This is a genomic window from Candidatus Acidiferrales bacterium, from assembly GCA_035515795.1.
Lineage (GTDB): Bacteria > Bacteroidota > Ignavibacteria > Kryptoniales > JAKASW01 > JAKASW01.
Map to the genome: position 1 here is coordinate 1 of DATJAY010000002.1, position 23,097 is coordinate 23,097.

Annotated in this window: 21 protein-coding genes; 9 read left to right on the top strand and 12 right to left on the bottom strand. The window is 47.9% G+C overall.

The features are described from left to right. The 4 genes from VLX91_00285 to VLX91_00300 all read left to right on the top strand — a co-directional run. Positions 1-323 (top strand): energy transducer TonB (locus tag VLX91_00285; protein HUI28620.1); only part of this gene is annotated, 323 nt, incomplete at its 5' end. A 3-nt stretch (positions 324-326) separates the two neighbouring features. After that, positions 327-1,079, top strand: coding sequence for a hypothetical protein (locus VLX91_00290; GenBank protein ID HUI28621.1), 753 nt, complete (start codon positions 327-329; stop codon positions 1,077-1,079). Positions 1,080-1,237: 158 nt separating this feature from the next. Further along, positions 1,238-1,750, top strand: a complete 513-nt coding sequence (locus VLX91_00295) for a hypothetical protein (protein HUI28622.1) — start codon at positions 1,238-1,240, stop codon at positions 1,748-1,750. Positions 1,751-1,796: 46 nt separating this feature from the next. After that, the gene (locus tag VLX91_00300; GenBank protein ID HUI28623.1) at positions 1,797-2,567 is read left to right on the top strand and encodes a hypothetical protein; all 771 of its coding nucleotides are present in this window, start codon (positions 1,797-1,799) and stop codon (positions 2,565-2,567) included. 124 nt (positions 2,568-2,691) lie between these two features. On the opposite strand, the gene VLX91_00305 is transcribed toward VLX91_00300, so the two are convergent. The 7 genes from VLX91_00305 to VLX91_00335 form a co-directional block, all read right to left on the bottom strand. Beyond that, on the bottom strand, positions 2,692-3,654 hold the full coding sequence (locus VLX91_00305) for a phosphatase PAP2 family protein (protein ID HUI28624.1): 963 nt from the start codon (positions 3,652-3,654) through the stop codon (positions 2,692-2,694). Positions 3,655-3,783: 129 nt separating this feature from the next. Further along, positions 3,784-5,004 carry an ABC transporter permease gene (locus VLX91_00310; protein HUI28625.1) on the bottom strand — a complete coding sequence of 407 codons (1,221 nt, stop codon included), beginning with the start codon at positions 5,002-5,004 and terminating at the stop codon, positions 3,784-3,786. Continuing rightward, a complete protein-coding gene (locus VLX91_00315) occupies positions 5,001-5,756 on the bottom strand; it encodes an ABC transporter ATP-binding protein (GenBank protein HUI28626.1) in 756 nt (251 codons plus the stop codon). The genes VLX91_00310 and VLX91_00315 overlap by 4 nt, the downstream gene beginning before the upstream one ends. A gap of 4 nt (positions 5,757-5,760) precedes the next feature. After that, the gene (locus tag VLX91_00320) at positions 5,761-7,041 is read right to left on the bottom strand and encodes an efflux RND transporter periplasmic adaptor subunit (protein ID HUI28627.1); all 1,281 of its coding nucleotides are present in this window, start codon (positions 7,039-7,041) and stop codon (positions 5,761-5,763) included. A gap of 17 nt (positions 7,042-7,058) precedes the next feature. Beyond that, positions 7,059-8,321 (bottom strand): TolC family protein, encoded by a 1,263-nt coding sequence (locus VLX91_00325; GenBank protein HUI28628.1) that lies wholly within the window; start codon positions 8,319-8,321, stop codon positions 7,059-7,061. A gap of 78 nt (positions 8,322-8,399) precedes the next feature. Then, positions 8,400-8,882, bottom strand: coding sequence for an adenosine-specific kinase (locus VLX91_00330; protein HUI28629.1), 483 nt, complete (start codon positions 8,880-8,882; stop codon positions 8,400-8,402). Positions 8,883-9,123: 241 nt separating this feature from the next. Next, entirely contained in the window at positions 9,124-9,474 is a 351-nt protein-coding gene (locus VLX91_00335; GenBank protein HUI28630.1) for a hypothetical protein, read from the bottom strand. 479 nt (positions 9,475-9,953) lie between these two features. Between VLX91_00335 and VLX91_00340 the strand changes: the two genes are divergently transcribed. The 5 genes from VLX91_00340 (at position 9,954) to VLX91_00360 (ending at position 13,511) form a co-directional block, all read left to right on the top strand. After that, entirely contained in the window at positions 9,954-10,283 is a 330-nt protein-coding gene (locus VLX91_00340) for a hypothetical protein (GenBank protein HUI28631.1), read from the top strand. Positions 10,284-10,330: 47 nt separating this feature from the next. Beyond that, positions 10,331-10,834, top strand: a complete 504-nt coding sequence (locus VLX91_00345; GenBank protein ID HUI28632.1) for a hypothetical protein — start codon at positions 10,331-10,333, stop codon at positions 10,832-10,834. A 150-nt stretch (positions 10,835-10,984) separates the two neighbouring features. After that, the gene (speY, locus tag VLX91_00350) at positions 10,985-12,085 is read left to right on the top strand and encodes a deoxyhypusine synthase (GenBank protein HUI28633.1); all 1,101 of its coding nucleotides are present in this window, start codon (positions 10,985-10,987) and stop codon (positions 12,083-12,085) included. Beyond that, complete coding sequence (gene argJ / locus VLX91_00355; GenBank protein ID HUI28634.1) at positions 12,082-13,290, top strand: bifunctional glutamate N-acetyltransferase/amino-acid acetyltransferase ArgJ; 1,209 nt, start codon at positions 12,082-12,084, stop codon at positions 13,288-13,290. The genes speY and argJ overlap by 4 nt, the downstream gene beginning before the upstream one ends. Before the next feature lie 29 nt (positions 13,291-13,319). Beyond that, positions 13,320-13,511, top strand: coding sequence for a hypothetical protein (locus VLX91_00360; GenBank protein HUI28635.1), 192 nt, complete (start codon positions 13,320-13,322; stop codon positions 13,509-13,511). Between the two features lie 45 nt (positions 13,512-13,556). On the opposite strand, the gene VLX91_00365 is transcribed toward VLX91_00360, so the two are convergent. From VLX91_00365 to VLX91_00385, 5 genes are all read right to left on the bottom strand, one after another. Further along, positions 13,557-14,234, bottom strand: a complete 678-nt coding sequence (locus VLX91_00365) for a response regulator (protein HUI28636.1) — start codon at positions 14,232-14,234, stop codon at positions 13,557-13,559. Positions 14,235-14,236: 2 nt separating this feature from the next. Beyond that, positions 14,237-15,076, bottom strand: a complete 840-nt coding sequence (locus VLX91_00370) for an ATP-binding protein (protein ID HUI28637.1) — start codon at positions 15,074-15,076, stop codon at positions 14,237-14,239. A 131-nt stretch (positions 15,077-15,207) separates the two neighbouring features. Continuing rightward, complete coding sequence (locus tag VLX91_00375; protein HUI28638.1) at positions 15,208-18,651, bottom strand: DUF4175 family protein; 3,444 nt, start codon at positions 18,649-18,651, stop codon at positions 15,208-15,210. Beyond that, complete coding sequence (locus VLX91_00380; GenBank protein ID HUI28639.1) at positions 18,633-19,310, bottom strand: DUF4159 domain-containing protein; 678 nt, start codon at positions 19,308-19,310, stop codon at positions 18,633-18,635. The genes VLX91_00375 and VLX91_00380 overlap by 19 nt, the downstream gene beginning before the upstream one ends. A gap of 380 nt (positions 19,311-19,690) precedes the next feature. Then, on the bottom strand, positions 19,691-22,972 hold the full coding sequence (locus VLX91_00385) for a PAS domain S-box protein (GenBank protein ID HUI28640.1): 3,282 nt from the start codon (positions 22,970-22,972) through the stop codon (positions 19,691-19,693). Positions 22,973-23,097: the final 125 nt, after the last annotated feature.

Below are 23,097 nucleotides of genomic sequence, written 5' to 3' on the forward strand. Positions count from 1 at the left end.
AGGTTGTACCGGGAAATCCTAATAACAACTCCGCACTCGGCTCGCCGTATCAGATCTTCTGGAACGGAGTTCCCAGAGCACTCCTCTCCGGTGATAGACCACAGTTTCCCGAGGGTGTGCTGCATGATGGTACAGTAAAAATAAAAATTACCGTCGGTCCGTCGGGCAGTGTTTTGGCGATGGTCCCCGTTGAAAAAGCGGACTCTCGCTTTGAGGAAGCTGCCATGACGGCGATAAGAACGTGGCGTTTCAGCAGGCTCGCTAGGAGCTACCCGCAGGTTGATCAACAGGCGACAGCGACATTCGTTTTCAAATTAGAGTGATATATGGCGGACCTGAGATCGCCCGTTGATGTTCGATCAGAATTAGGACTCGTGGCCTCACGGTTGAGAGACTCTTTCGGCGTTCCACAACGTAAATCTAGACTGCCTGCTCCTCTCGATCTTCTCATTGCAACCATTCTATCTCAAAATACGAACGACGTAAACAGCCATAAGGCATACACCAATCTCAAGAATCGCTACCCTGACCTTCGAATGCTTGCAAAAGTCCCACCGAGGAAAATCGAAGCGCTTATTAAAGTCGGCGGAATAGCAAACAAGAAAAGCAAAGTCATCAAGCGAGTATTGAAGGAAATTGAATGGCGGTTTAAGAAATTCGATAGGAGAAGTCTGCGGAAAACCGAAAGAGAAGAATTGATTGAAAAGCTTAGGAGCCTGAACGGGGTCGGCTACAAAACAGCTTCGTGCGTGCTCTTGTTTTCTCTCGGTGACAATGACGCATTTCCAGTCGATACGCATGTCCACAGAGTCTTGAACAGACTTGGAGTTGTCAGTCGGACAACTCCGGACAAAACTTTTCTTGCTGTCAAAAATCAGATACCGACGGGTCGTGGGTATGAACTGCATCTAAACCTGATAAAATTCGGAAGGAGAACCTGCACGGCTCAGAAGCCGCGTTGTTATGAATGCTCGCTTTACGATATTTGCAGATGGAAAGAGAAGGCGTCTCAGGTTCCGGTATTGAAAGACAAAAGCAAACGAAAAGATTTCGAGTTTATGCTGCTTGAAGGAGTGTGAATATTTTGGAATGAGTTACGCTGCATCCGGGCGATCCGCACACGGTGGTAGTGTCCCTAATTTGAATTTATCAGGACAACGGTTTAACTTTCTGCGCAGGACGCACGAATTTCGAGGATTCCTTGCGGAACTAAAGGTTCGCATGAAAGACAGGCGCTATGGATCAGAACAATCATACTCTTGATATAGGTTGCGGTCAATTTTGTCTGGGCGGCGCTATCGGCATCGATAGGAAAAAATATCCGGCGGTAAAATACGTGCATGACTTAAACGTTGCACCTTGGCCGGTAGAGGAAACGTTCACTTATATGCGCTGCCAGCATGTGATTGAGCACATTACAAATCTGGAAGTACTGGTGTCCGAGATTTTTCGACTCGCGGAAAATGGTTGTATTGTCCATTTCATTACTCCGCATTTCAGCTCTTCTGCCAGTTGGGGGGATCCCACTCACATCCATCATTTTTCTCTGAGCTCCATTCCGCAGCTATTCGATATGGTCCTGGGAAAAGAAAAATTTGTTTTGTTGAAAAATGAAATAAAATTTAACGGCTCGATCTTCGAATTGATTGGCTGGTTGATCTGCAGAGTCTCACCCAAAAAGTATGAAAAGTACTTTGCGTGGAGACATCCGGCAAATGAAATTAACACTGTAATAAGAATCGTCAAGTGACCGTCGAGTCAGGTGAACGATACTTGGGGATCAGATGGTCGGAGAAATGAAACGAACATTGTTGTATGCCGCATTGGTGTCATTACTATTGTCCTCGTGTGATCGGGGAGATGAAGCACTTGTCGAGACGCAGCAATATAATCAGCGGTCGTCTGGCAGCCTCAGTCTTGGCAGGGTCAATTCCATAGTTGTGCAGAACCAAATGGGCCCGGTAATTATTGAGGGAAGTCCGGATACCTCCGTGATAGGATGTTTTATGGACAAAACGGTTTCTGCCGAATCGCAGGAGGAAGCAGATCAGGTTTTCTCCGAAATGGTCACCGGGTTGCAGACGAACGGCGATACCGCCTACGTAAGTGTTCAGGTGCCGACGGGATCTGTTTCTACCAGTTCATTGCTTTCGCTCACTTTGCCGGATAGAATTCCGTGCATCCTTCGCAAAGTCAGCGGAACAACTGATGTCGCGTATCTCCAAACAAGTTTCGTAGGTGAGAACGTTGCTGCGACCACTATCCGCGCGCATGAAGGGAATTGTGTGTTGAATGGATCTAGTGGGGACGTCTCTATTCAAATCTCGCTTCCTGACAGCGGGCTCTGCAGAGTCAATTACGATTCTGGAAACATCTCTGTCGGAATTCCTACATCTACCTCATCATTGTTATCCGCACAGACGGGAGCTGGAACAATTCTCTATTCAGGGATCGTCATAAACGACCTACAGTCTACGTCGCATTCGCTGACCGGTAGAATGGGCTCAGGTCGTGGTCGCATTCAACTCATAACAGGGAAGGGGAATATCGGAATTACCGGTTATTGATTGCGCCTGTATTGATACTCTGTAAATAGAATTACAGGGCGGCTGTTGCCGGAAGTTGGACCGTTCGGAGAATTATTTCCGCAGCGGGAAAGTGAGTTATCTCAAATTGATTTTTGTCCCTCACTCAAAACGACAGGGCCACTCCAATTCCCGCTCCCCTTGGATATGAGACAGGGACCAACGAGAGCTTGGTTTCCTCCGTGCTATTTTTTTCGGAAAGTGTCACGCCAATCGGATGTGCCGCAATTTCCCCAAATGAATAACCGAGCACGAGTGCGAGAGGATAATCGCTCCACCAGTGAATGCCATAAGCTACCAAACTTGACGAGATGGCGCCGAGTGCGACATAGCCGACGGGTCTGAACCATGTGAGCTCAGGATAGTCGTCAGCAATCACAACAAGAGTGGTCGTTGCCGTTGCAAGATGTCCGGAAGGGAAAGCATCATAATGCGGGACGTGTTTCGAATATTGAATTTGATTCGGGAAAAATCTCCAGGCGCCGGTTCTCTTGGTTGCTACGAATGGACTCTCTCGACCGGTTATGTGTTTCAGAAACTGAACTACTCCGCCGCACGCCAGTATGGCCTCAGTTGTCTCGCTTGCGGTCCTTAAGGCGCGAGTATCGTCAAACACGAAGCCGTATGCAGCGAATGCACCGACGATTCCGAACTGGAATCTTCCATCTCCTGTAAAGACCATCCAGTTACTGAACCGGTGGAAAGTCGGAGATTCGTCGTACCATTTCGTCTCCGTCCAGTACCATTGTCGATCCGTCACTATGAAAACTGCTGTCGCCCCAGTTACCCCCACAATCCATGGAATATTTTTTAGCTGAAACGTCTCCTTCGAATATTCCACCCAATCTCCGGGAATTCTAGCGATCATGTCGTACCATTTCGGCAAGTATTCGTCGGTAGATTCCACGGACATGCTGTCTCGGGACGAATGCGAAATTGTCGCTCCGGTTACTGTCGTGTCGCGAGGGGACTCGTTTGGATTTTCACACAGTGCAGATGAAGCGTAGAATGACGATAGGAAAAGGCATACCACAACCACGAAACTAAACTTCCCAATGGATTTAAGCATGACTTGTCAGCACTCGCTCATTTCTCGTTGAGAGAATCTTAAGAGACGAGAGACTCTGAATCAAGAGATTAACTGATGTGATTATAACCTTGTCGGGCTTCTCTCTCATATGACAGGCCGGCGAAAGGTTTACTCGTATCTCAACGCTTCGATTGGGTTCAAATTGGCAGCTTTGCGCGCTGGGTACCAGCCGAAGAATATTCCGATAGCCGCCGCAAATGCAAACGCAAGGCCAATCGATTGTGGCGAAATAACTATTGGCCACTTCTGAAGATTGGAAACAAATTGGGAAGTCAAAACGCCCAATACGATCCCGATAAGTCCGCCGGCAAAACTCAAAGTCAATGCCTCAATCAGAAACTGCGTCAAGACATCGTTGCCTCTGGCGCCAACCGCCATCCTGATTCCGATCTCTCGTGTTCTCTCTGTTACTGACACGAGCATGATATTCATGATTCCGATCCCGCCCACGATCAGCGATATTCCGGCGATGCTTGCAAGTAGAAGTGTCATCGTTTGTGTCGTAGCATCTGCCGTACTTGCAATTTGTGTCTGGGTTCTTACCGTGAAATCGTTTGCCTCCCATGTCGTCAGCTTGTGCCTGTCTCTAATTAGCGCCGTGATCTCATCACTTGCTTCATTGATAGCATCTTCAGATATCGCTGAAGCGAAAATCACGTTCGCATAAATTCCGCCGACGAGTTTTTTCAAAACTGTGGAAAAGGGAGCAATGATAATATCATCTTGATCATTCCCGCTTGCATCCTGACCTTTCGCCGATAGAACACCGATAATCCTGAAAGGAAGATTTCCGATTCGGATTGTCTGGCCGACAGGAACCGAATTTGCCCCGAATAAGTTCGTCACAATGGTCTGGCCGACAATACAAACCTTTGTCTCACCGCGCTCATCCGATCCTGTGAAGTAACTGCCGCTTTGCAGAGGCCAGGCTCTTATGTTGAAGTAGTTTGGATAACCGCCCCATATAGCAGTACGCCAATTTTGGTTATTTGCAATAGTTTGTTGGACGCTTCTTACAACCGGTGTTACATATTCAACTGCGGGACACTGTTTGCTGATCGCGATTGCGTCATCTTCCGTGAACCGTGTAAATGTCGCCGCTTGCGTTCTGACTCCGCTTTGGTTCGAGGCGCCAGGAAAAACAATTAACATGTTTGTTCCCAGAGATGCAATCTGCGCTTTGACCGCATTACTTGCTCCTTGCCCGATTGCAAGCATTGCAATCACAGCGGCGACACCGATGATGATTCCCAACATCGTCAGGAAGGAGCGAAGTTTATTCCTCCCAAGCGAACGGTAAGCAATTTTCAAAATGTTAATAACTTTCATGCTTCTAGTTCTTCCTCTAACACCGGGATCTTTGGCAATTCTTCAGAGGCAATTTTTCTATCTTCAACAGTGACAAGACGGTTTATCTTTCCGTCTTTGAACACGACATTTCTTCGCGCATATTGGGCAATGTCCATCTCGTGCGTTACAAGGACAACGGTGATTCCACGTTCATTGAGCTTCTGAAAAATTTCCATGACTTCAACGCTTGTCCGTGTGTCTAGATTTCCCGTTGGCTCATCTGCAAGAATCACGACAGGATCGTTCACCAAAGATCTTGCGATTGCAACCCGCTGCTGCTGTCCACCTGAAAGTTGATTTGAATAGTGCTGGGCTCGTTCGGCAAGTCCTACCGCATTAAGTGCATCCAGTGCCTTCTGTTTTCGTTGGGACGAAGAAACAGAGTTTGAATAAAGAAGCGGCAGCTCGACATTTTCCAAAGCGGTTGTTCTTGGCAGAAGGTTGTACGCTTGGAAAACAAAACCTAACTTTTTATTTCTAAGACGGGCAAGCTCATCACGATCCATTTTTGCGACTTCAATACCATCCAGAAAATATTCACCGCTCGTCGGCGTATCGAGGCATCCCAGGATATTCATGAAAGTTGACTTGCCGGAACCGCTTGCTCCCATGATAGCAACGAACTCACTCTTATTGATGTCAAGGCTAATTCCGCGAAGCGCGTGAACTTCGAAGTCACCCATTTTATAGATCTTGACTATATGTTTTACAGAGATTATCGATTCGGACATACCTTTAGAATCTCCTCTGACCACCGGGAGCAAACGGATTACTTTGCGTGCTCGAAGATTGGGTCAGAGTGCCGACTGCCACATCGTCATCTTCTTTAATGTCGCCTTGCACTTCTGTATTTGTTCCATCGGACAAGCCAAGCAGTACACGGACCGATTTTATTTGTTTTCCATCAACAATCCATACTCTGAAATAACTTCCGGGAGTTAAATCTCGCGTTTGGGCTGACTGTCCACCACCCATTCCGCTGTTCATTCCACCTCCGGATCCCGTCCCTGAGTTGCCATTGCCATTTTGCTTCCACCGCTGCTGCATCTTTTGCTTGATTGAATCAGGAAGCTGGCTCATCATTTGTTTAAGGTAATCAGTTGGCGGCGTGAACCGCAGTGCAGTCGTCGGGACCTTTAGAACATCTTTTGCTTCTGCAATATTGATCGTTATGTTCGCGGTCATACCCGGCATTAATCTCAAACCCGGATTCGGGGCCTCTATTATCACGGTATATTCCACGACATTTTGCACGGTGGTAGGCTGCAATCTTATTTGCGAAACACTCCCCTTGAAAACTTCAGTAGGATACGCATCGACAGTGAATGTAACAATTTGACCGACTTTCACATTGCCGACATCACCTTCATCGACTAACGCTTGCACTTGCATTCGGGATAAATCATTTGCAATGGTGAACAGAGTAGGTGTACTGAAACTCGCCGCAACGGTTTGTCCGAGGTCAACGGCCCTTGAAATCACGACTCCGCTTATCGGGGCTCTAATGGTCGCATAGTTTAAGTTTATATGTGCCTGATCAAGAGCTGTCTGAGCTGTTTTGACGTCAGCCTCCGCACTTTCGTATGTTGCTGAAGCTGCATCATAGTCGGCTTGAGAATCGAGATTGCGATCAAACAATTGTTTCACTCTGTCGAAACTGACTTTCGCTTGATCAGCGGCGACTTTGGCTTTTTGCAAATTTGATTCCGCTACTTCAACACTTGCCCACAGAAAAGTGGTATCCAATTTCGCCATGATCTGTCCTTTTCTCACGCGCGAATTCCAGTCAACAAATAACTGCGCAATTGTTCCCGAAACCTGCGTGCCGACTTGTATAGTCGTATCGGCGGCAACTGTTCCCGTCGCTGTGACCACGACATCAAGATCTCCACGCGACACTTTCACAGTCAACCACTTGGGGTCTTCGGTTTTTCCTTTCGAAACAAAAAACGCAACTCCGCCAACTAGTGCCAGAGCGATGACAACCGAGGTAATAATTGTTTTCTTCTTTTTCATCCTATCAATTCTCGTTTCTACTTTATCGTTCCCATTGCTCTCTCCAGTCTCGCATAAGAAACACTGTAATTGTAGAGAGATTGAATGTATGCAATCCGGGCGTTTGCCAGAGCCACTTGAGCATCTGTTTCCTCTAGCGCGGTTCCGATCCCGGAATTGTATCTTGCCACCGCAAGCCTAAGTGCCTCGCTCGCCTGCTCGACGAGTTTTCTGGAAGCCTGGATGCTTTCACTCGCTTCCTCTAAGGCAAATTCTTGTTGTTGAACATCCAGCAGCAGAGACTGAATAACCAGATCATTAGACGCTTCGGCAGTTTTAAGGTTTGCCCTTGCCTGGTCGATACCGGCATCGAGTGCGAAGCCTTGAAAGATCGGAAGCGAGAGAGTAACTCCGATGTTCCATCCTGGATAGAGAGGAGACGGGTTCAGATTGCGCCAGTTGTATCCTCCCGTCGCATAAATGCTCGGGAGATTAGCAGTCCATGCCGATGCTAAGAATTGTTTGCCGGCTTGAACCTGTGCTTGACTTGAGAGAAGCTCAGGACGGCTTCTTAGTGCCGTGTCGATTGCTGCCTGCACATCGATCTTGACATACGAGACTTCCAAAATATCCGATAGCAAAAAATTGTCCGGCAGTTGCTGACCGATCGCATTCTCAAGCTGCACGCGCGTGATCTTCAAATTGTTTTCTGCCTGGATCAGGCTGACGTTCGCGTTAGCGAGAGTAACTTCAGCGTTGACGACGTCGTACTGCGGGGCAGTCCCTGCTTTATAAAAAGCCTGGGCCTGCTTAAGATGATCCGCTGCCTGCTGGACAGTTTCCGAATCCACTTCGCGGACACGCTCCGCGGCTAAATAATCATAGTAAGAAATGTAAGTGTTGAGAATAATGTCTTCCGTCGAGGCCCTTGAGTTTTGGTCCGATGCATCGACAAGGTCTGCCGAACCGGAAACTCTTGTGATCGTTTTTCCGAAGTCGAAAACTAGCTGCTGAGCTTGAAGTCCCGTGGTGTAGTTATCAAAAAATCCGTTGATTGAACGATTGCCCACGATGATTGTGCCACCATTGCGGGTCAAAGCAGCTTGCGCCGAAATTTGCGGGTAAAGCGCGGACCTCGATAGCTCCAGGTTTGACTCCGATGATTCTAAGCCGCCTTCGGCTATTCGTATTGACGGATTATGCTTCAGTGCAATCTGAACGCAATGCTCCAGTGTGAGAGTATCCGACTGGGCAAACGACAACGCAGGAATAACGAGGCACAAGAAAATATAATTCTTCATAGATTTAGATGTTGACCTTGTTTATAGACGGTAAATTTGAAAAGAAGTTCGACATGCGCGAGCGATTCGTGAATCGCCCTAAAGTTTGTATCCGATCTTTCTGAGGAAATCGTGGCGCGTTTTCTTATCCGCATCCGTCTCGATCCCTTTTGATTTGACCCCGTCGATTACTCCGAGAACTCCTCTACCTTGTTCGTCATCCGCGATGACGACCTGTGCAGGATTTCCGGTGGCGCAATAAATATTTGCAACCTCGGGAATATTTTTTACCGTGTTAAGTATATTGACGGGAAATCCATCCCGCATGAAGATCAGAAAGACGTGTCCGGTGGAAAGCTTGAACGCATTCTTTTTGGCCAGCTCGGTCAGCTCGTCATCGTTCCCCGAAAACCGTACGAGTGCGGGGCCTGATGACTCGCAGAATGCAATTCCGAATTTCATCTGTGGAACGGTTTGTACGATTGCTTCATGTAAATCTTCGATCGTTTTTATGAAATGAGACTGTCCCATGATGAAGTTTACATCTTCCGGTTTTTCAATAGCGACAACCTTCAGTTCCATTTTATCCTCCCATGTTAGATTTCAATTAGAATAGCGTGGTTGCGTCGCAACCAGCCTGAGTCCAAAACTTCGATGTTGCAGGCGTATATTTGTTTCCCTGTTTAAATGGGGTCGTGGCACAACGTTGTGATTCCTGTCGGGTACGGAAATTAATTCTGCAGAACATGATTAAACCGGCTGCCCTCTGTGGGATCGCAGAGCGGCTCGTTGAGTGGTGCTTTGCGGCAAAAATATTTAGTTCTTATTTCTTGCTTGATTTTTTTCGGTCTAAAACCGTAAAACTGTCGACTTGGATGTGCTGGAGATGGTCGGGGCCCGTTCCTTTTATTTTATATTCAATCTTCTCGCCGGCTTTGAAAGGGCCGATGATTGCAGTCCAGTAGCTGTTGTTGCGGGAATAATCGTTGTATCTCCATTCCGCCTCAACGGAATAGTTGCTTCCCTCGGACGTCTTATTTGAAACGGTAATTTCCACCGTTATCGACTGTCCCAGTTCGACCGGGTAGCTGCCGATCCATAAAACAACCTTGTCGTTATGGAATACTTCTGCGGGTGTTCTCGGGGCGTCTTCTGTGTTGTGCCAGATTACCATCGGATTAAATGAGCCTCAGTATGTACATCGGAAAAAAAATTCAACGCTTTAAAAAACTGTCCGCTTCAAGCCTCCATGGTACTATTAATGTATATACTTGATGCCTTAACCGCAATACCTCCCATGTTACGATGCCGCACGTTCGGTGGATCAGTGACATGGCGGGTGCCCGACTCACTCTCATTATTTTTCCGAAGAAAATCCGTTGAGTATGAATTTTCCACTGGATCTGCAAAATGTGCGTATGGTCTGCACGTTTTTCCCAAATGGGATTTTCAGCCGATGAAAATAAAATGATTTGACACATATCTTGGCATTCACATTGCCTTTTGGAAATTGGTAGCACCAGTGAAATCATTCTTATGAGGAAAGTATAAGTTTTGTCTGTAGCATTTGTGAAGAGTCCCGGATCTTCTGCTTGGGAGATTATCTTAGCTTCTATACTTCTTTCCGGATGTACTTCCGTATTAACGACTTCCGTGAAAAAATTTGATGTCACAGGAATCTCTGCGGAAACAAAAGACAACGGGTACGTTGTGAAACTCTCAGCAGTGAGGAAAATCGAGAGTGTTGAAGCGTGGATTGGCGATGATAACTGGTTGTACATAACGATTCCCGATACGAGCGTTGATTTAGATCAGATAGGCAGGCTCCGGAAAAATCCGATAATTGAGAGAATGGAATGCTTCTTTTATCACGCTTCCGTTCAAATCTGTCTCCAGTTGAAGGAAAAGGTCGAACAACTGGATATCGTTCGTTATCGAGATGAAAACGATGTTTATATTGCGCTTTATAGAATCAAGCAGTGATTTTAGTAAATGAGACAGGATAAGATTCATACAAAAAGGAGAGAATCATGAGAAACCTATCGTTTGTAACGGTATTACTGTCGATTATTTCCATCGTTCCAAATATATCTGTTGCACAAGGCGCTGGTATCGGCGCTGGACTAATTCTCGGGGCGCCGACAGGAATCAGCGCGAAGTTCTGGACATCGAACATAAACGCAATCGATTTTGCCGTTGGTTGGTCGGACGACGGCGAGTGGGCGAGATTTGGCAACACATGGTACTATTATGGTCTGCGTTATTTGCACATACATGCCGATTATCTATGGCACAATTATACCGCGATAAAATCGCAGGAGAGATTTCCCCTTTTTTATGGAGTCGGCTTCCACTATGATGATGGACACGGTGCGCCATCTGCATTCGGAATGAGAGGCGTCATAGGAATCGATTGGATGCCGCGTGCAGTTCCTATTGATGTTTTCGTCGAATTTGCGCCTGTACTTTTCTTGACTCCTGGTACTGGATTAGGTCTCGATGCTGGAATCGGTACTCGCTTTTTCTTTCATTAAAGCATAATTCAAATCGAAGTTAGATCAGCCCACACCTCAAAATTCACTGAATTTGGGGCATTCTTTGCAGGATGCCCTTTTATTTTTTGAATTTTTCAGTATTTCCTTGCAATTGACCTAAAAAACCTGTTATTTTAAGCAAAATTAGACATGGCGAAATCGAGATTCCTTACCGGCGGAAAAATCATTCCGAAACCGATACCAAAGGGAATAAAAGTCACCGAATTAATTGATGAATACTTTCATGCGTATAATGCAGCGCGTTTGAAAGAAGCCGCGCAGCTTTTTTCGCAGAAAATGCTTGAACGCGACGTGACAATTGGGATGAGTCTAACGGGGGCACTAACTCCAGCGGGTCTTGGCGGTTCATGCGTAGTTCCATTAATTAAATCCGGATTCGTCGATTGGATTGTTTCGACGGGCGCCAATCTTTATCACGATACGCATTTCGCGATCGGTCATTCACTTCACAAAGGGAGCCCGTTCGTGGATGATCGCGTGCTTCGAGCGGAGGGTGTGATCCGCATTTATGATATTTTATTTGATTATGATGTTTTGCTGACTACAGATGAATTCTTTAGACAGTTGATTGCTTTGCCGGAATTTCAAAAGGAAATGAGCACCGCGGAATTTCATTATAGACTCGGCAAATATGTGTCCGCGCGTGAGAAAGTGCTCAAGATAAAAAATAACTCTGTTCTGGCAACGGCTTACAGGTACGCGGTGCCTGTTTACACTTCGAGTCCCGGCGACAGCTCAATTGGAATGAATGTAGCAGCGATGGCTCTCGATGGATATAGATTAAAACTAGATGTTTCGAAAGATGTAAATGAAACCGCTGCCATCGTCTTGAATGCAAAGAGGACTGGCGGGAGAAGCGGAGTCTTGATTTTTGGCGGCGGCTCGCCGAAGAACTTCATGCTTCAAACCGAGCCTCAAATTCAAGAAGTCCTCGGAATAAAGGAAAAGGGGCATGACTTTTTTATTCAGATTACAGACGCGAGGCAAGATACGGGAGGTTTGTCCGGTGCGACTCCTTCGGAGGCGGTAAGCTGGGGGAAGGTAGACCCAACCAAACTTCCCGACACGGTAGTAGCTTATGTCGATTCAACTATCGCGATGCCTCTGTTGACCTCATACGCTCTGGCAAAAAGGAAACCGAGAGAGCCGAAGAGATTGTATCTAAGACTTCCGCTGATGTTGGATGCGCTACGGAAGGAACACATGAAGGCCATTCACAGATCGAAATGAATTTGAATTACGACAGGTCAGTAACTTTCCCAAACGGATTCTTGGCAAACGGAACAAGTGCCGGCATAAAGGAAAATGGATCGTTAGACCTCGGATTGGTTGTAAGCGAAAATACTGCGACCACTGCCGGGGTTTTCACGAAGAATAAATTCACCGCAGCCCCTGTTATTCTATGTGCAAAGAATTTGCTCAAATCAAAGAACAAATGCAGAGCGATCATCGTGAACAGCGGCTGTGCAAATGCGCTCACGGGAAAAGCCGGATTGAAATATGCCGAGGCAATTATCTCCGAAATCGCGAAAGAGTTGCATGTCCCTAAAGCGGAAGTTCTCGTCGCATCGACCGGCGTCATAGGAAAACAACTTCCCGTAGAAAACATAATCGGTAAGGTCCCGGACCTCGTCCGTGGTACAACCATAGGCGGAGATTCCGCCTTCTCCCAGAGTATTCTCACCACTGACAAGTTTCCGAAACGCGTCGGAATCGAAGTGACTGTGTCGAAGGATAAGAAATTTAGGATCGGCGCCGCCGCGAAGGGTGCCGGCATGATACATCCGAACATGGCAACGATGCTCTGTTTCGTTACGACAGATGCCGGAGTTGAAAAGAAAGTGTTGCAGCGGGCTCTGAACGTATCGGTGGCGAACTCGTTCAATACGATCACGGTCGACGGCGATACGAGCACCAACGACAGCGTTTTCTTGTTGGCGAACGGTGCGTCCGGAGTCAAGATCAGCAGCGCATCTGAGAAGAAGATATTCGAAGAAGCATTGACCGCTGTGTTGGTTCAGCTTGCCATGATGATCGTGCGGGACGGCGAAGGCGCGACGCGGTTCGTGAAGTTAAATATTGAATCGGCGGCGACATTCGAAGATGCAGTTAAAGTGGGAAGGGCGGTCGGAACGTCGCCTCTTGTGAAGACGGCAATCTTCGGAGGCGATCCGAATTGGGGACGAGTCTTGTCGGCAGTAGGGAATTCCGATGCGAGATTTGATCCGAAAAAAGTTGAGTTGAAAATCGGCGATGTTTGCGTGTTTCGCAGGAACGAGCCGCAGGAGACTGATCCGGCTAGATTAAGCGATTTGTTTTCAAAGAAAGAAATAGAGATGACGATCAAACTCAATTCCGGACGTGATTCGGCACAGGTTTATACCTGCGATTTGAGTTATGATTACGTCAAAATAAACGGTGAGTACACCACCTAAAACAATCAACAAACAAAAGGAGCCAAGTTATGGGAAAGTTCGAAGAACTTCAGCAACTCGTGAACAGCTTCGAAGCGGACTTCAGGAAGTTCTATGAGAAGCAAAACAAAGCTGCAGGAACTCGCGTGCGCAAGAACATGGGTGAGTTAAAGAAGTTTGCCCAGGTAGTTCGCCAGGAAGTCCAGGAGATCAAAACAAAGATGAAAGAACAAGGGCAGTAAGTCTTTTTGAGCTAACCTTGCGAAGGCTCGGAACCTTCGCAAGGTTTAGTGCTGATCTTCTTCTTTCTCGTCGCGCAAGTCGATCATGTTCAGGTTGTCGATGTAGCTTGTGCTTTGTGGATCCCTAAGTTCCACGAACCTGCGTGTGATTTTTCTCAACCTTTCCGCCGTTTCGGCGATCAATTCTATACCTTTCTCTAATTTGTCGTACTCTTTCAGCTTGATGTATTTTCTCATCATATCCAGCGCCAGGTAAATGACGTTCAGCGGATTATTAATTTCATGGCCGACGGTCGCAGCGAGCTCCAGAACGGCCAGCCGTTTAGTCAATTGCTGGATCTCTTTGTAAAGTGATCTCATACGCATTCCGCTTTCGACTCTTGCGAGGACTTCCTGGTGCGGAGCCGGTTTCGAAATATAGTCGTCGGCGCCTGCCTGAAGGCCGCGGACCTTGTCGTTAATTTCTCCCTTTGCGGTCAAAAGGATTATATATGTAAATCTCAGCGTTGGGTCGTTCTTGATCCGCATTGCCAATTGCTCACCGTCGACTTCGGGCATCATCCAGTCCAGAATCATCACGTCCGGCATGAATTCTTTTGCCATCTCGAAAGCTTCCTTGCCGTTTGTGGCTTCTCGCACTTCGTAGCCAGACTTAACCAAGAGCTGATTGAGGATCATCCGTGCGTTGGCATCGTCGTCGACGATCAAGATTTTTGATCTCAATTCTATTCCTTGGTCCATCGTGGTAGTGTGAATTGTACAGTTGTGCCCATCCCGGCGCCTTTGCTTTCCAGTTTTATTTGTCCGCCCATCATTTCGACCAGATGTTTCGAGATCACCAGGCCAAGCCCGGTTCCACCGTACCTCCGAGTCGCACTTCCGTCAAGCTGAAGAAACTTCTGGAAAAGTCTGTCCTGCTTTTCTTTCGGAATACCTAATCCCGTGTCCTTGATCGAGAAGCAAAGCGTGTCGTTTTGTGGATCGACCGAAATCTTTACCGACCCGGCGGAAGTAAACTTGATTGCGTTTCCCACGAGGTTGATCAGAACCTGCTTCAGCTTCCTGAGATCAGCGGAGGCGAAGAGCGGCGAGCCTTTCATCTCTACTTCCAACCCGAGTCCTTTTTGGTCAGCCTGCAATGAAAACAAGGAACATACTTCGCTGATCAGCTCATCGACATAGACTTTCTCGATCTGGAGATGAATTTTTCCGGATTCTATTCTGGAAAGATCGAGCAGGTCGTTGATGACGCTCAATAAATGATATGCACTTTCCAGTGCGTTCCGTGTGAATAACTTAAGCTCATCCTCGCCGTCGTAATATCCTTCGGTGATCAGGGTCAGAAATCCGATTATCGAATTGAGCGGCGTCCGGAGCTCATGAGAAGTGTTCGCAAGGAACTCGTCTTTGAGTTGATTCACTTCGATAAGATGCTTGTTAAGCTTCTTTATCTCATCGAGCCGCAGCTTGTCCTCCTCGGAAGATCTTTTACTCTTGCGGGAGTAGACATCAGCGCCATTCGACTTTTTCGTCTCTCGGTAATTACGTGCTTTCTTAGTTCTCATGAAATCTCTTCGTTTCCGAATGCTAAGACTCTAATCTACTCTTCGGATGTTCGTGTGCAGACTTTACTCAATTTCAACAATTCTTTGTTGTACTGCATGAATTTCGGGAATTATGCGGCCCGGTGTTGATATTATTCGGGAATTTTATTGATCATGCGATAATACCTGAGAATTATCTTCTGGTACTCCGGAGGAAAACTCTTCTGGATTAACTTCAGAAGCTCCTGGTTTTGCTGGTCGTTCTCATTAGATAAGTTAAGCTCGCCGGGGCTTTGACGCACCACGTCTTCTCCGGACTTACTGATGCGCCGGTTGTCATAGTCGCGCTGGTTGATCGAGCGCGTGGCATCTAACATTCGCGACAATATTCTTTGCTGCCGCTGGATTGTCTCCGGTGTTATGTCCTTGCTTTGCAGATCGTGGACGACGTCCTTCATGTCTTTGGATATCTGGTCGAGGTCGCCAAGCATCTTATTCTGCTGGCCCGCCGCCTCCGATTGCTGGGCTTCCTGTGCAAGCTGGGAAAGAGACTTATGGATCGCATCCTGCTCAACGGCGAGGCGTCCGAGCTCCGCCTGCTGTTCCATGGAGAGCGCGCCGCCCTCACCCAATTTCTGAGTGAGTGCATTCAATCCTTCCTGCCGGCCTGCAAGCTGCTGAAGCTGCTGCATCAGCGATGGAAAACTCCCCGAGCCCTGTCCGCTCATCATGGACTGGAGCGTGTTCTGTATCGACATGACCGCCTCGTTCATCGCGCCCATCGCCTTGCTCTGCGGACCGGAAACATTCGGCTGCCCGTTCCTGTCTTCCAGCCCGTTCATCGCCTGCTGCATCTGCGAGTAAGCCTCGCCGATCTGTCTTCCCATCTGCGGAGTGACTGCAAAACTTTTGTTCGAAAGCTGCAGCATCTGTTGTGCGGTGTAGTTAAGCTCCTGCATCAATTCATTTTGTTTGTCGGCAAGCACCCTTGTTTCCTCCGGGTTGCCAATCGCCTGTGAGGATTGGTCCCGCAGATCTTCCTGTTTCTTTGAAATATCGAGAAGGTTCTGCTGGGCTTTTCTCATCGCGTTCAGGGTTTCTCTTTGCTGGTTCTGCAGCATTTCCTTCTGAGCCTCCGAGAGCGTCTTCTGAAATTCTTTCAATGCGGACTCGACCTGTTGCTGCGAATTCATCGATTGTGTAAATTTTCCCTCTGAAAGCTGCTCGGCGGATTTCTGCATGTTTTGTTCCGTACCGGACTCGGCCAGTTTCCGATTCGCCTCGTCAACCTTCTGCACCGGCATTTCTTTGGCGAACTCATTCATTCTCCGCTGCAAATCGGAGAGCGCATCCTTGGTGTCGGAAAGATCGTTCTTGATCGTTTTTTGTTGGGCGGCAAGGTTTTGTTTGTTCGTCTTGCTGGTCGAATCCGATTCTGCGGTCGACCTTTGCAAGTTCTGCTGTTGGGCAAGCATCTGCTCGGTTCGCTTCTGAATTTCGTCGAACTTTTGCTCTATCTCAACGCGTTTGATCAGACTCAGAGTCCTTTCGATGCTTCGCCGAAGCGCTTCTTCATTCACCTGGAAATTCTGCATTGCCTGACGCACCTGGTTCGGATCCAGCGATTGGATCGCCTGCTGAAGTTTCTTGAGTGCCTCCTCGAACTCCGGCGAGTTTATCTCCTGAAGTGCCTTTTGCAGTTCAAGATATTTTTCGAGAGTCTCGGGCGAGATGATATTGTTTTCCAGCATCTTCTGCGTCATCGACTGGACTTGATTTCTGATGCTGTCGACGCGCTGCTGAAGCTCCTGAAATTTTTGGAGTGTATTCTGCATTTTCTTCTGTTCTTCCCAGCTCATCTGCTTCGATGCGGTTTTCATGTCGCGGGAAAGCTTGTCAAGCTCGCTCTTGAGGTTGTTGGAATTGTCTATCGCGTTTTCGGTTTTCGAGATCAGATCACTGTGCTCGGTATCTGCCGCGGCGAAGACTTCGTTCAGCAACGGAAGTCTGAGCTGGTATTCGGCACTGGCGGTTGCCTTCGGGCCATGTACCATGTCGTTGTCGAAGACTTTTGCATGATAGCTGATGACGTCTTCGGGGACAAGGTCCATGGATGTAAGATCCCACGTGTATGCTATCTCCTGCCCGCCTGCCGATTTTGTCTCAAGCGGTATCTCGACTGAGTGGTAATCCTTGTCGGGCTGAACATATTTCGATTTGGTCAGTTTGTATTCCAAAACAAGCTTCGTAAATCCATAGTCGTCTCCGATCCTGATTCTCAGCGGAAGCTGCATATCCCTGCTAAGATCGACGTCTTTTCCGGGATAAACAATATCGCATGTCGGGAATTCATCCTCGACCGCCTGCGCGGTGTATATTATCGGATCGCGGTTCTGCAAGCTATCGGTGTCGAGAAGCCGAAGCGAATAACTCGCGGTCTTGTTTACTGTAAATGCTCCGGTTGCGTTCGCTCGGCTCACTACAAGATTTTTCCGGGTCGAATCACCAAGAGAAATCCATGTCGAGTTCAAATCTTTGTTAGCATGTAGAGTAACCTCTGCTCGTGTTCCGGTAAGCGCGGTGAAATCTCCAATGTTTTCCTGTAGAGTCTCCGGAGCTTTCCCCGTGTAAGATGGATAGACAAGAGTGATGTTTAGATTTTGGACGAGAGGAAGATCGACAACTTTTACGGAATATTCCACGGAGCTCTGTTCTCCTGCAGAAACAAAGTATGTCATACTGCTTCTAACGTTCGGCAGCTGAAAATAATATTTACCAGCGGCGCTCTGCGCTACGTTATGTTTTTCAAACTCCCGCTCATTTTCATATTTTTCGTTGACGATAACGTTGGATGGAAGTTTCCTCGCAGTTACCAGTCGGACCTTCGCCTCGATCTTCAACGTGTCACCGCGACAAAGCCGGACATCGCCGGGATAGACTTCGATCGAATAGGCGCTGGGAGTATTTTCATATATCCTGACGATTCTCGCAAAGGCATTCGGCATCTGAGCGGGGAAAAGAAGAAAACACAACAATGTCGCAAGGATAGAGCCAGCGAAGATAGCATTCGTTTTCTTGTCGATCACGTACTTAAGGGCGGAAGCGACCTTCAAGTGCGATGCTTGCATAAATATCCTGTCGATGTAAGCCTGCGCCAGCTCGCTCGAATATAAAGCCGCTGAATCGGGAGCAAGAAGCTCGACGGCGTTTCTCAGCCTGTCTTTGAGCGCTGGGAAAAGATTTCCGACTTCGAACGCGATGTCTCGTATGTCGTTTCTATCCGGCGATTTGAAATACTTCACCAGATGTGGAATAAAGTATCTCACGGAAACAAACAAGAAGAGAGCTGCCGCAAGTACAAGGAGGAAAACTTTCCCGATTCGGCCGAAGTCGAAAATAATTTCACACAAACATGAGAACGTTATCGAGAATAACAGGGACGAAACCATAAAGATCAACCCGGTAAGAATTCTCGAGACAATCTTCCGTCTGTAAATACTCCGAAGCGAAGCAATCACTTCTTTTTGTGGACCTTTCGCCGAAGACCCGGCCTGCGGAAATAGAATGTCTCCCATATCTATTGTGTCAATGCCCAATAAACGATATTAGTTCCGAACTCGAGCGCTTCGACCCGCTTCGATTCGGTATCGCCGTGCACCTCAGGCGGGTCCCAGCCGTCAGACACGTTGCTTTCGGCAGTGTAATAAACCGCAAGCCTCTTGCCGATGAAAATTCCGAGTCCCTGGGGCGGTTTCGGCGGATTCTCATCCCAGCTGTGTGTCTTGGGAACTCCGTTCGGAAAATTATAGACACAGTGGTACAGCCCGTAAGAGAAGGGAAGCTCGACAAGCGGATCGTCTGGGAACACTTTTTTCATCTCTCTTCTGAAAGATTCATCCATACCGTAGTCGTCGTCGGCGTAAAGGAAGCCGCCGTTTTCAAGGTACTCTCTAAGCCGCTGTGCCTGCTCGTCGCTGAACCTGATATTGCCGTGGCCTGTCATGAAAATAAATGGATAGGTGAAAATATCGTCGCTCATTATTTCGACATAGTAGTAGTTCGGATCAACGTCTATGTCGGTGTGTTCGCGCACGAATTTCAAGAGCGTCGGTTCTTCGAGCGGGTCGTTGTACCAGTCGCCGCCGCCGTCGTACTTCAGGCGAGCGATCCTGAACGCGCTGGACTTTTGAGAAAAACCTTCGCAGGTCAAAGCAACATTCACAAGAGAAATCATTAGAATAACCCGGACTACCATCATTATGAATCTAAAAAAGCGGTCAGGCAGATTCAAGATAAAGGAAGATGATCGCGACAAAAGCATGCGTCATTGACGGCCGCTCGAACGCGAAGCCTGCCAACAATAAAATCATTAAACGATGAATTCAGAGCTGTGTCTCTCGAAAAGAGATTCTCCATTTGCCAGGGATTCTTCGCAGTAACACATCGTTAGAGGGGTGGCACCTCCGGTTAATTCAGTCTATCATGACAACGAGAAGTTTAGCTCGTAACCTGGAGAATATATCAAGAAAGGATAAAGAATGTTGGCACGGTAATAAAGTTCAGGCGCATGAATAAGAAGGATTTCGATCCTCGTTCAGACTCTACGGTTCCGACGAGAAAGACTTTCGTTCTATGTCAGCCCTTCAATATCTCGCGCACTTTTCGTGCGAGCGCTTTTGAAGTGAACGGCTTTTGTATGAAGTCGACCCCCTTGTCCAGTACTCCTTCGTGAGCGATGACGTTTGCTGTGTAGCCGGACATAAAGATAGTCTTGATATTAGGCCGTATGGTCTGAATCTTATTTCGAAGTTCCTTCCCATTCATTCCCGGCATAACGACGTCTGTCAGGAGTAAATCGATCTCGCCGTAGTACGCTTTACCCAACTGTATGCTCTCTGCCGGGCTCAAAGCAGTCAGTACTTTGTATCCGAACATCTGGAGGGTGTTCTTGACTAGCTCGAGCAGATCAGCCCGATCCTCGACGACCAAGATTGTCTCGGTTCCACCTACTGGCTCCTCCTCTTCCTGAGTCTCCTCGGGCTGCTGGACGTCGCCTTTATGGCGCGGTAAATAAATTTTGAATGTTGTGCCCTGCCCAACTTCGCTGTAGACATTTATGCTGCCGCCGTTTTGTTTTACTATTCCATATAGTGTCGAGAGTCCGAGTCCGGTCCCTTGTCCTTTGGACTTTGTGGTGAAGAAGGGCTCGAAAATTTTCTCCATCGTCTCTTTACTTATTCCTCTGCCCGAATCGGTGAAGCTTATGACCACGTATTCACCCGGAGAGAAGTCGATGTGGTTCTGCGCGTAAGCCTCATCTACATGCACATTCGATGTCTCAATGATTATCGTGCCCGTGTTGTCTATGGCGTCTCTTGAATTGGTAGCCAGGTTCACGAGAATTTGGTCCAACTGTGTAGGATCTATTTTTATGTTCCAGACATTTTGTGCGGGAATGAACGTTAGCTCGATGTTTTCACCGATCAGACTCTCGAACATTTTCCCGAGCGAGTCGATCGCGTCGTTAGGATTCAACACCAGCGGTGAAACAATCTCCCGCCGCGCGAAGGCGAGAAGCTGCTTTGTTATGTCAGCTCCACGTTTGGCCGCCGCCGCGATGAATTCGGCGTAACGATATAATGGGTCACCTTTGTTCATTTTGGTGGCAAGCATTTCACCGTATCCGATGATTACGCTGAGCATGTTGTTGTAGTCGTGTGCGACCCCTCCCGCAAGTCTTCCGATTCCTTCCATCTTCTGTGATTGCAGCAGTTGTTCCTCAAGCTTCTTTCGTTCGGTTATATCGTATGCCGAAGCAATAATGGCCTGCTTTCCCCTGTAGTCTATCGTAGCGCCGCTGAAATCTATCCAGATGGCATCTCCCGATTTCTTCAGTATCTGGTATTCGTAATGTCTAGGGACTTCTTTCCCATCTATGCGTTCCTCCGCTCGCTTCATCACAAGTTCACGGTAGTCTGGGTGTACGAACTCAGCGGGAGATAAAGTGGAAAGTTCCTCGGCTGTATAGCCCGTCATTTTCAATGCGGCAGGGTTTGCGTAAAGGAATCGATTGCCGTCGTGGATCCAGATTGCCACCGATGAACCTTCGACGAGTCCGCGGAACTTCTCCTCGCTCTCGCGAAGGGCAATCTCCGCATTTTTTCGGTCGGTGATATTATGTGAGACGCCGAATAGGCCGACGATTTTTCCAGATTGATCGTGCAAGGGCACCTTCGTTACGGATGCCCACGTCGGAGGACGGTCAAGCCACATTTCCTCGATCTCCACGTCCACTACGGGTTTGCCGGTTCTGATTATCTCGAGTTCCTGCTTTCGGATTTCGTGCGCGCTGTCTCTCATGATGAAGTCGAAATCTGTTCTGCCGAGAAGCTGATCGGCGCTGGCCAGTCCGCGTTTTGCCGCCATGGTCGAGCTTACTCGCATGAAACGCCCTTCCAGATCTTTGAAGTAAATGGGATCCACCGTGTTTTCCATGAGGGCATTCAGAAGATATCTCTCGTAAGCCAGCTGTATTGCAGCTTGTTTCGTCGCCGTTACATCTTCGTATGTCCCGAGGACGCCGATGATCTCGCCTTCGGCATTTCTTAACGGGACCTTGCTTGTTCTGAGCCACCTGGTGCCCTTGTCAAAGGATTGCGGTTCCTCATAAGCTACTTTCGAGATGCCACTCTCGATTACTTGTTTGTCGTCCGCGCGGTAGAGTTCGGCCTGTTGGCGCCAGCCCATCTGAAAATCGTCTTTCCCGACAATCTCGTCGGGTGAATCGAATCCGGAGTCACTGGCAAAAGGCAAATTGCAGCCGAGATAAATACCATTCTTGTCTTTCCAGAAAACGCGTACAGGTACGGTATCTAGAACGGCCCTCATCATCCGCTGCGACTCGTGCAGAGCGGCCTCTGTCTGGTACATTTCCCGGTGCATGCTCGCTTTCTCGCGACGGTAAACGTATGCGGTAGCAGCGACCGAAATTCCTATCAGGAGTAACACAATGAGTATTACCGCACCCTCTCGATAATATATCTCCGAGAGAATTTCACTCTCATCTACTTTCGCGACCATGAACCACGGCGTGCCCGGAACAGGGCGAAGGTCTGCGAGAACTTTTGCTCCTCGATAGTCCATTCCTTCGAACATCCCGACCTTTCCCAAAGCAGCCTGCATCGCTGGGAGCATTGTCATGGTGAGAGGCTGCCGAAATGAGAAAGCTGCGTTCGAACTATATCGGAGATTGCTCAGAAAAACTATTTCGTCCTTCCTCTTCTCCAGCAGCAGCGTCTCCGCACTACGGCTTGGCACCGGCCATGAATTGATCAGAGGGTAGATGAAATTTTCCGCATCCGATTGCAGAACGACGACCGCTGCAACGTTGTTTGATTTGTCAAATACTGGGGCCATGACATCTATATGAATTTTGCCGTCTGCACCTCGGAACAAATCCGTCATCACGGGTTTGCGCTCGAGGATCGTCTCCTGGAAGGATCTTTTTTCGGAAGTGTCGATAGCGAATGAAGTGTCGAGAGAGACAAGCCGTTGTCCAGTTGCATCGAGAATAAATGCGTCGCTATAAAATGTTAGATTCTTTTCTAGGGCGAGCCGTTCTTTCGCCGTCTTTTCGAGTTGCTTGTTCCCGCGGTCGTGGAGCAAATTAAGAATTGTCTCGACATAAAGCGGACCCTTCGAAATAATTACTGCATCTTCAATTCGTTCCGAACGCCAATTTTGTATCTCGCCAATTTTCAGTTCGGCGACGGAAGCGATCTCATCATATTTTGCGAGGCGAATCTTGCTTTTCTCGACGCTGTAGTACGAAAACCCGCCTATTATGAAAGCTAAGCTAATGAGAATCGAAAAGACGATCCATGCTCGTCTGACCGAGACTTGGTTCATTCGCGCCATCTTAAATCTCTTTTCTAAATAGCAATTCTCCCGCCTGATGAATAAGGAGGTTATTGATGCTGCTCCACTTCGAAGCCGTCTTGGCCCTCAGGGCTACCAATTTATTTCTAAAACAGGATTAATCA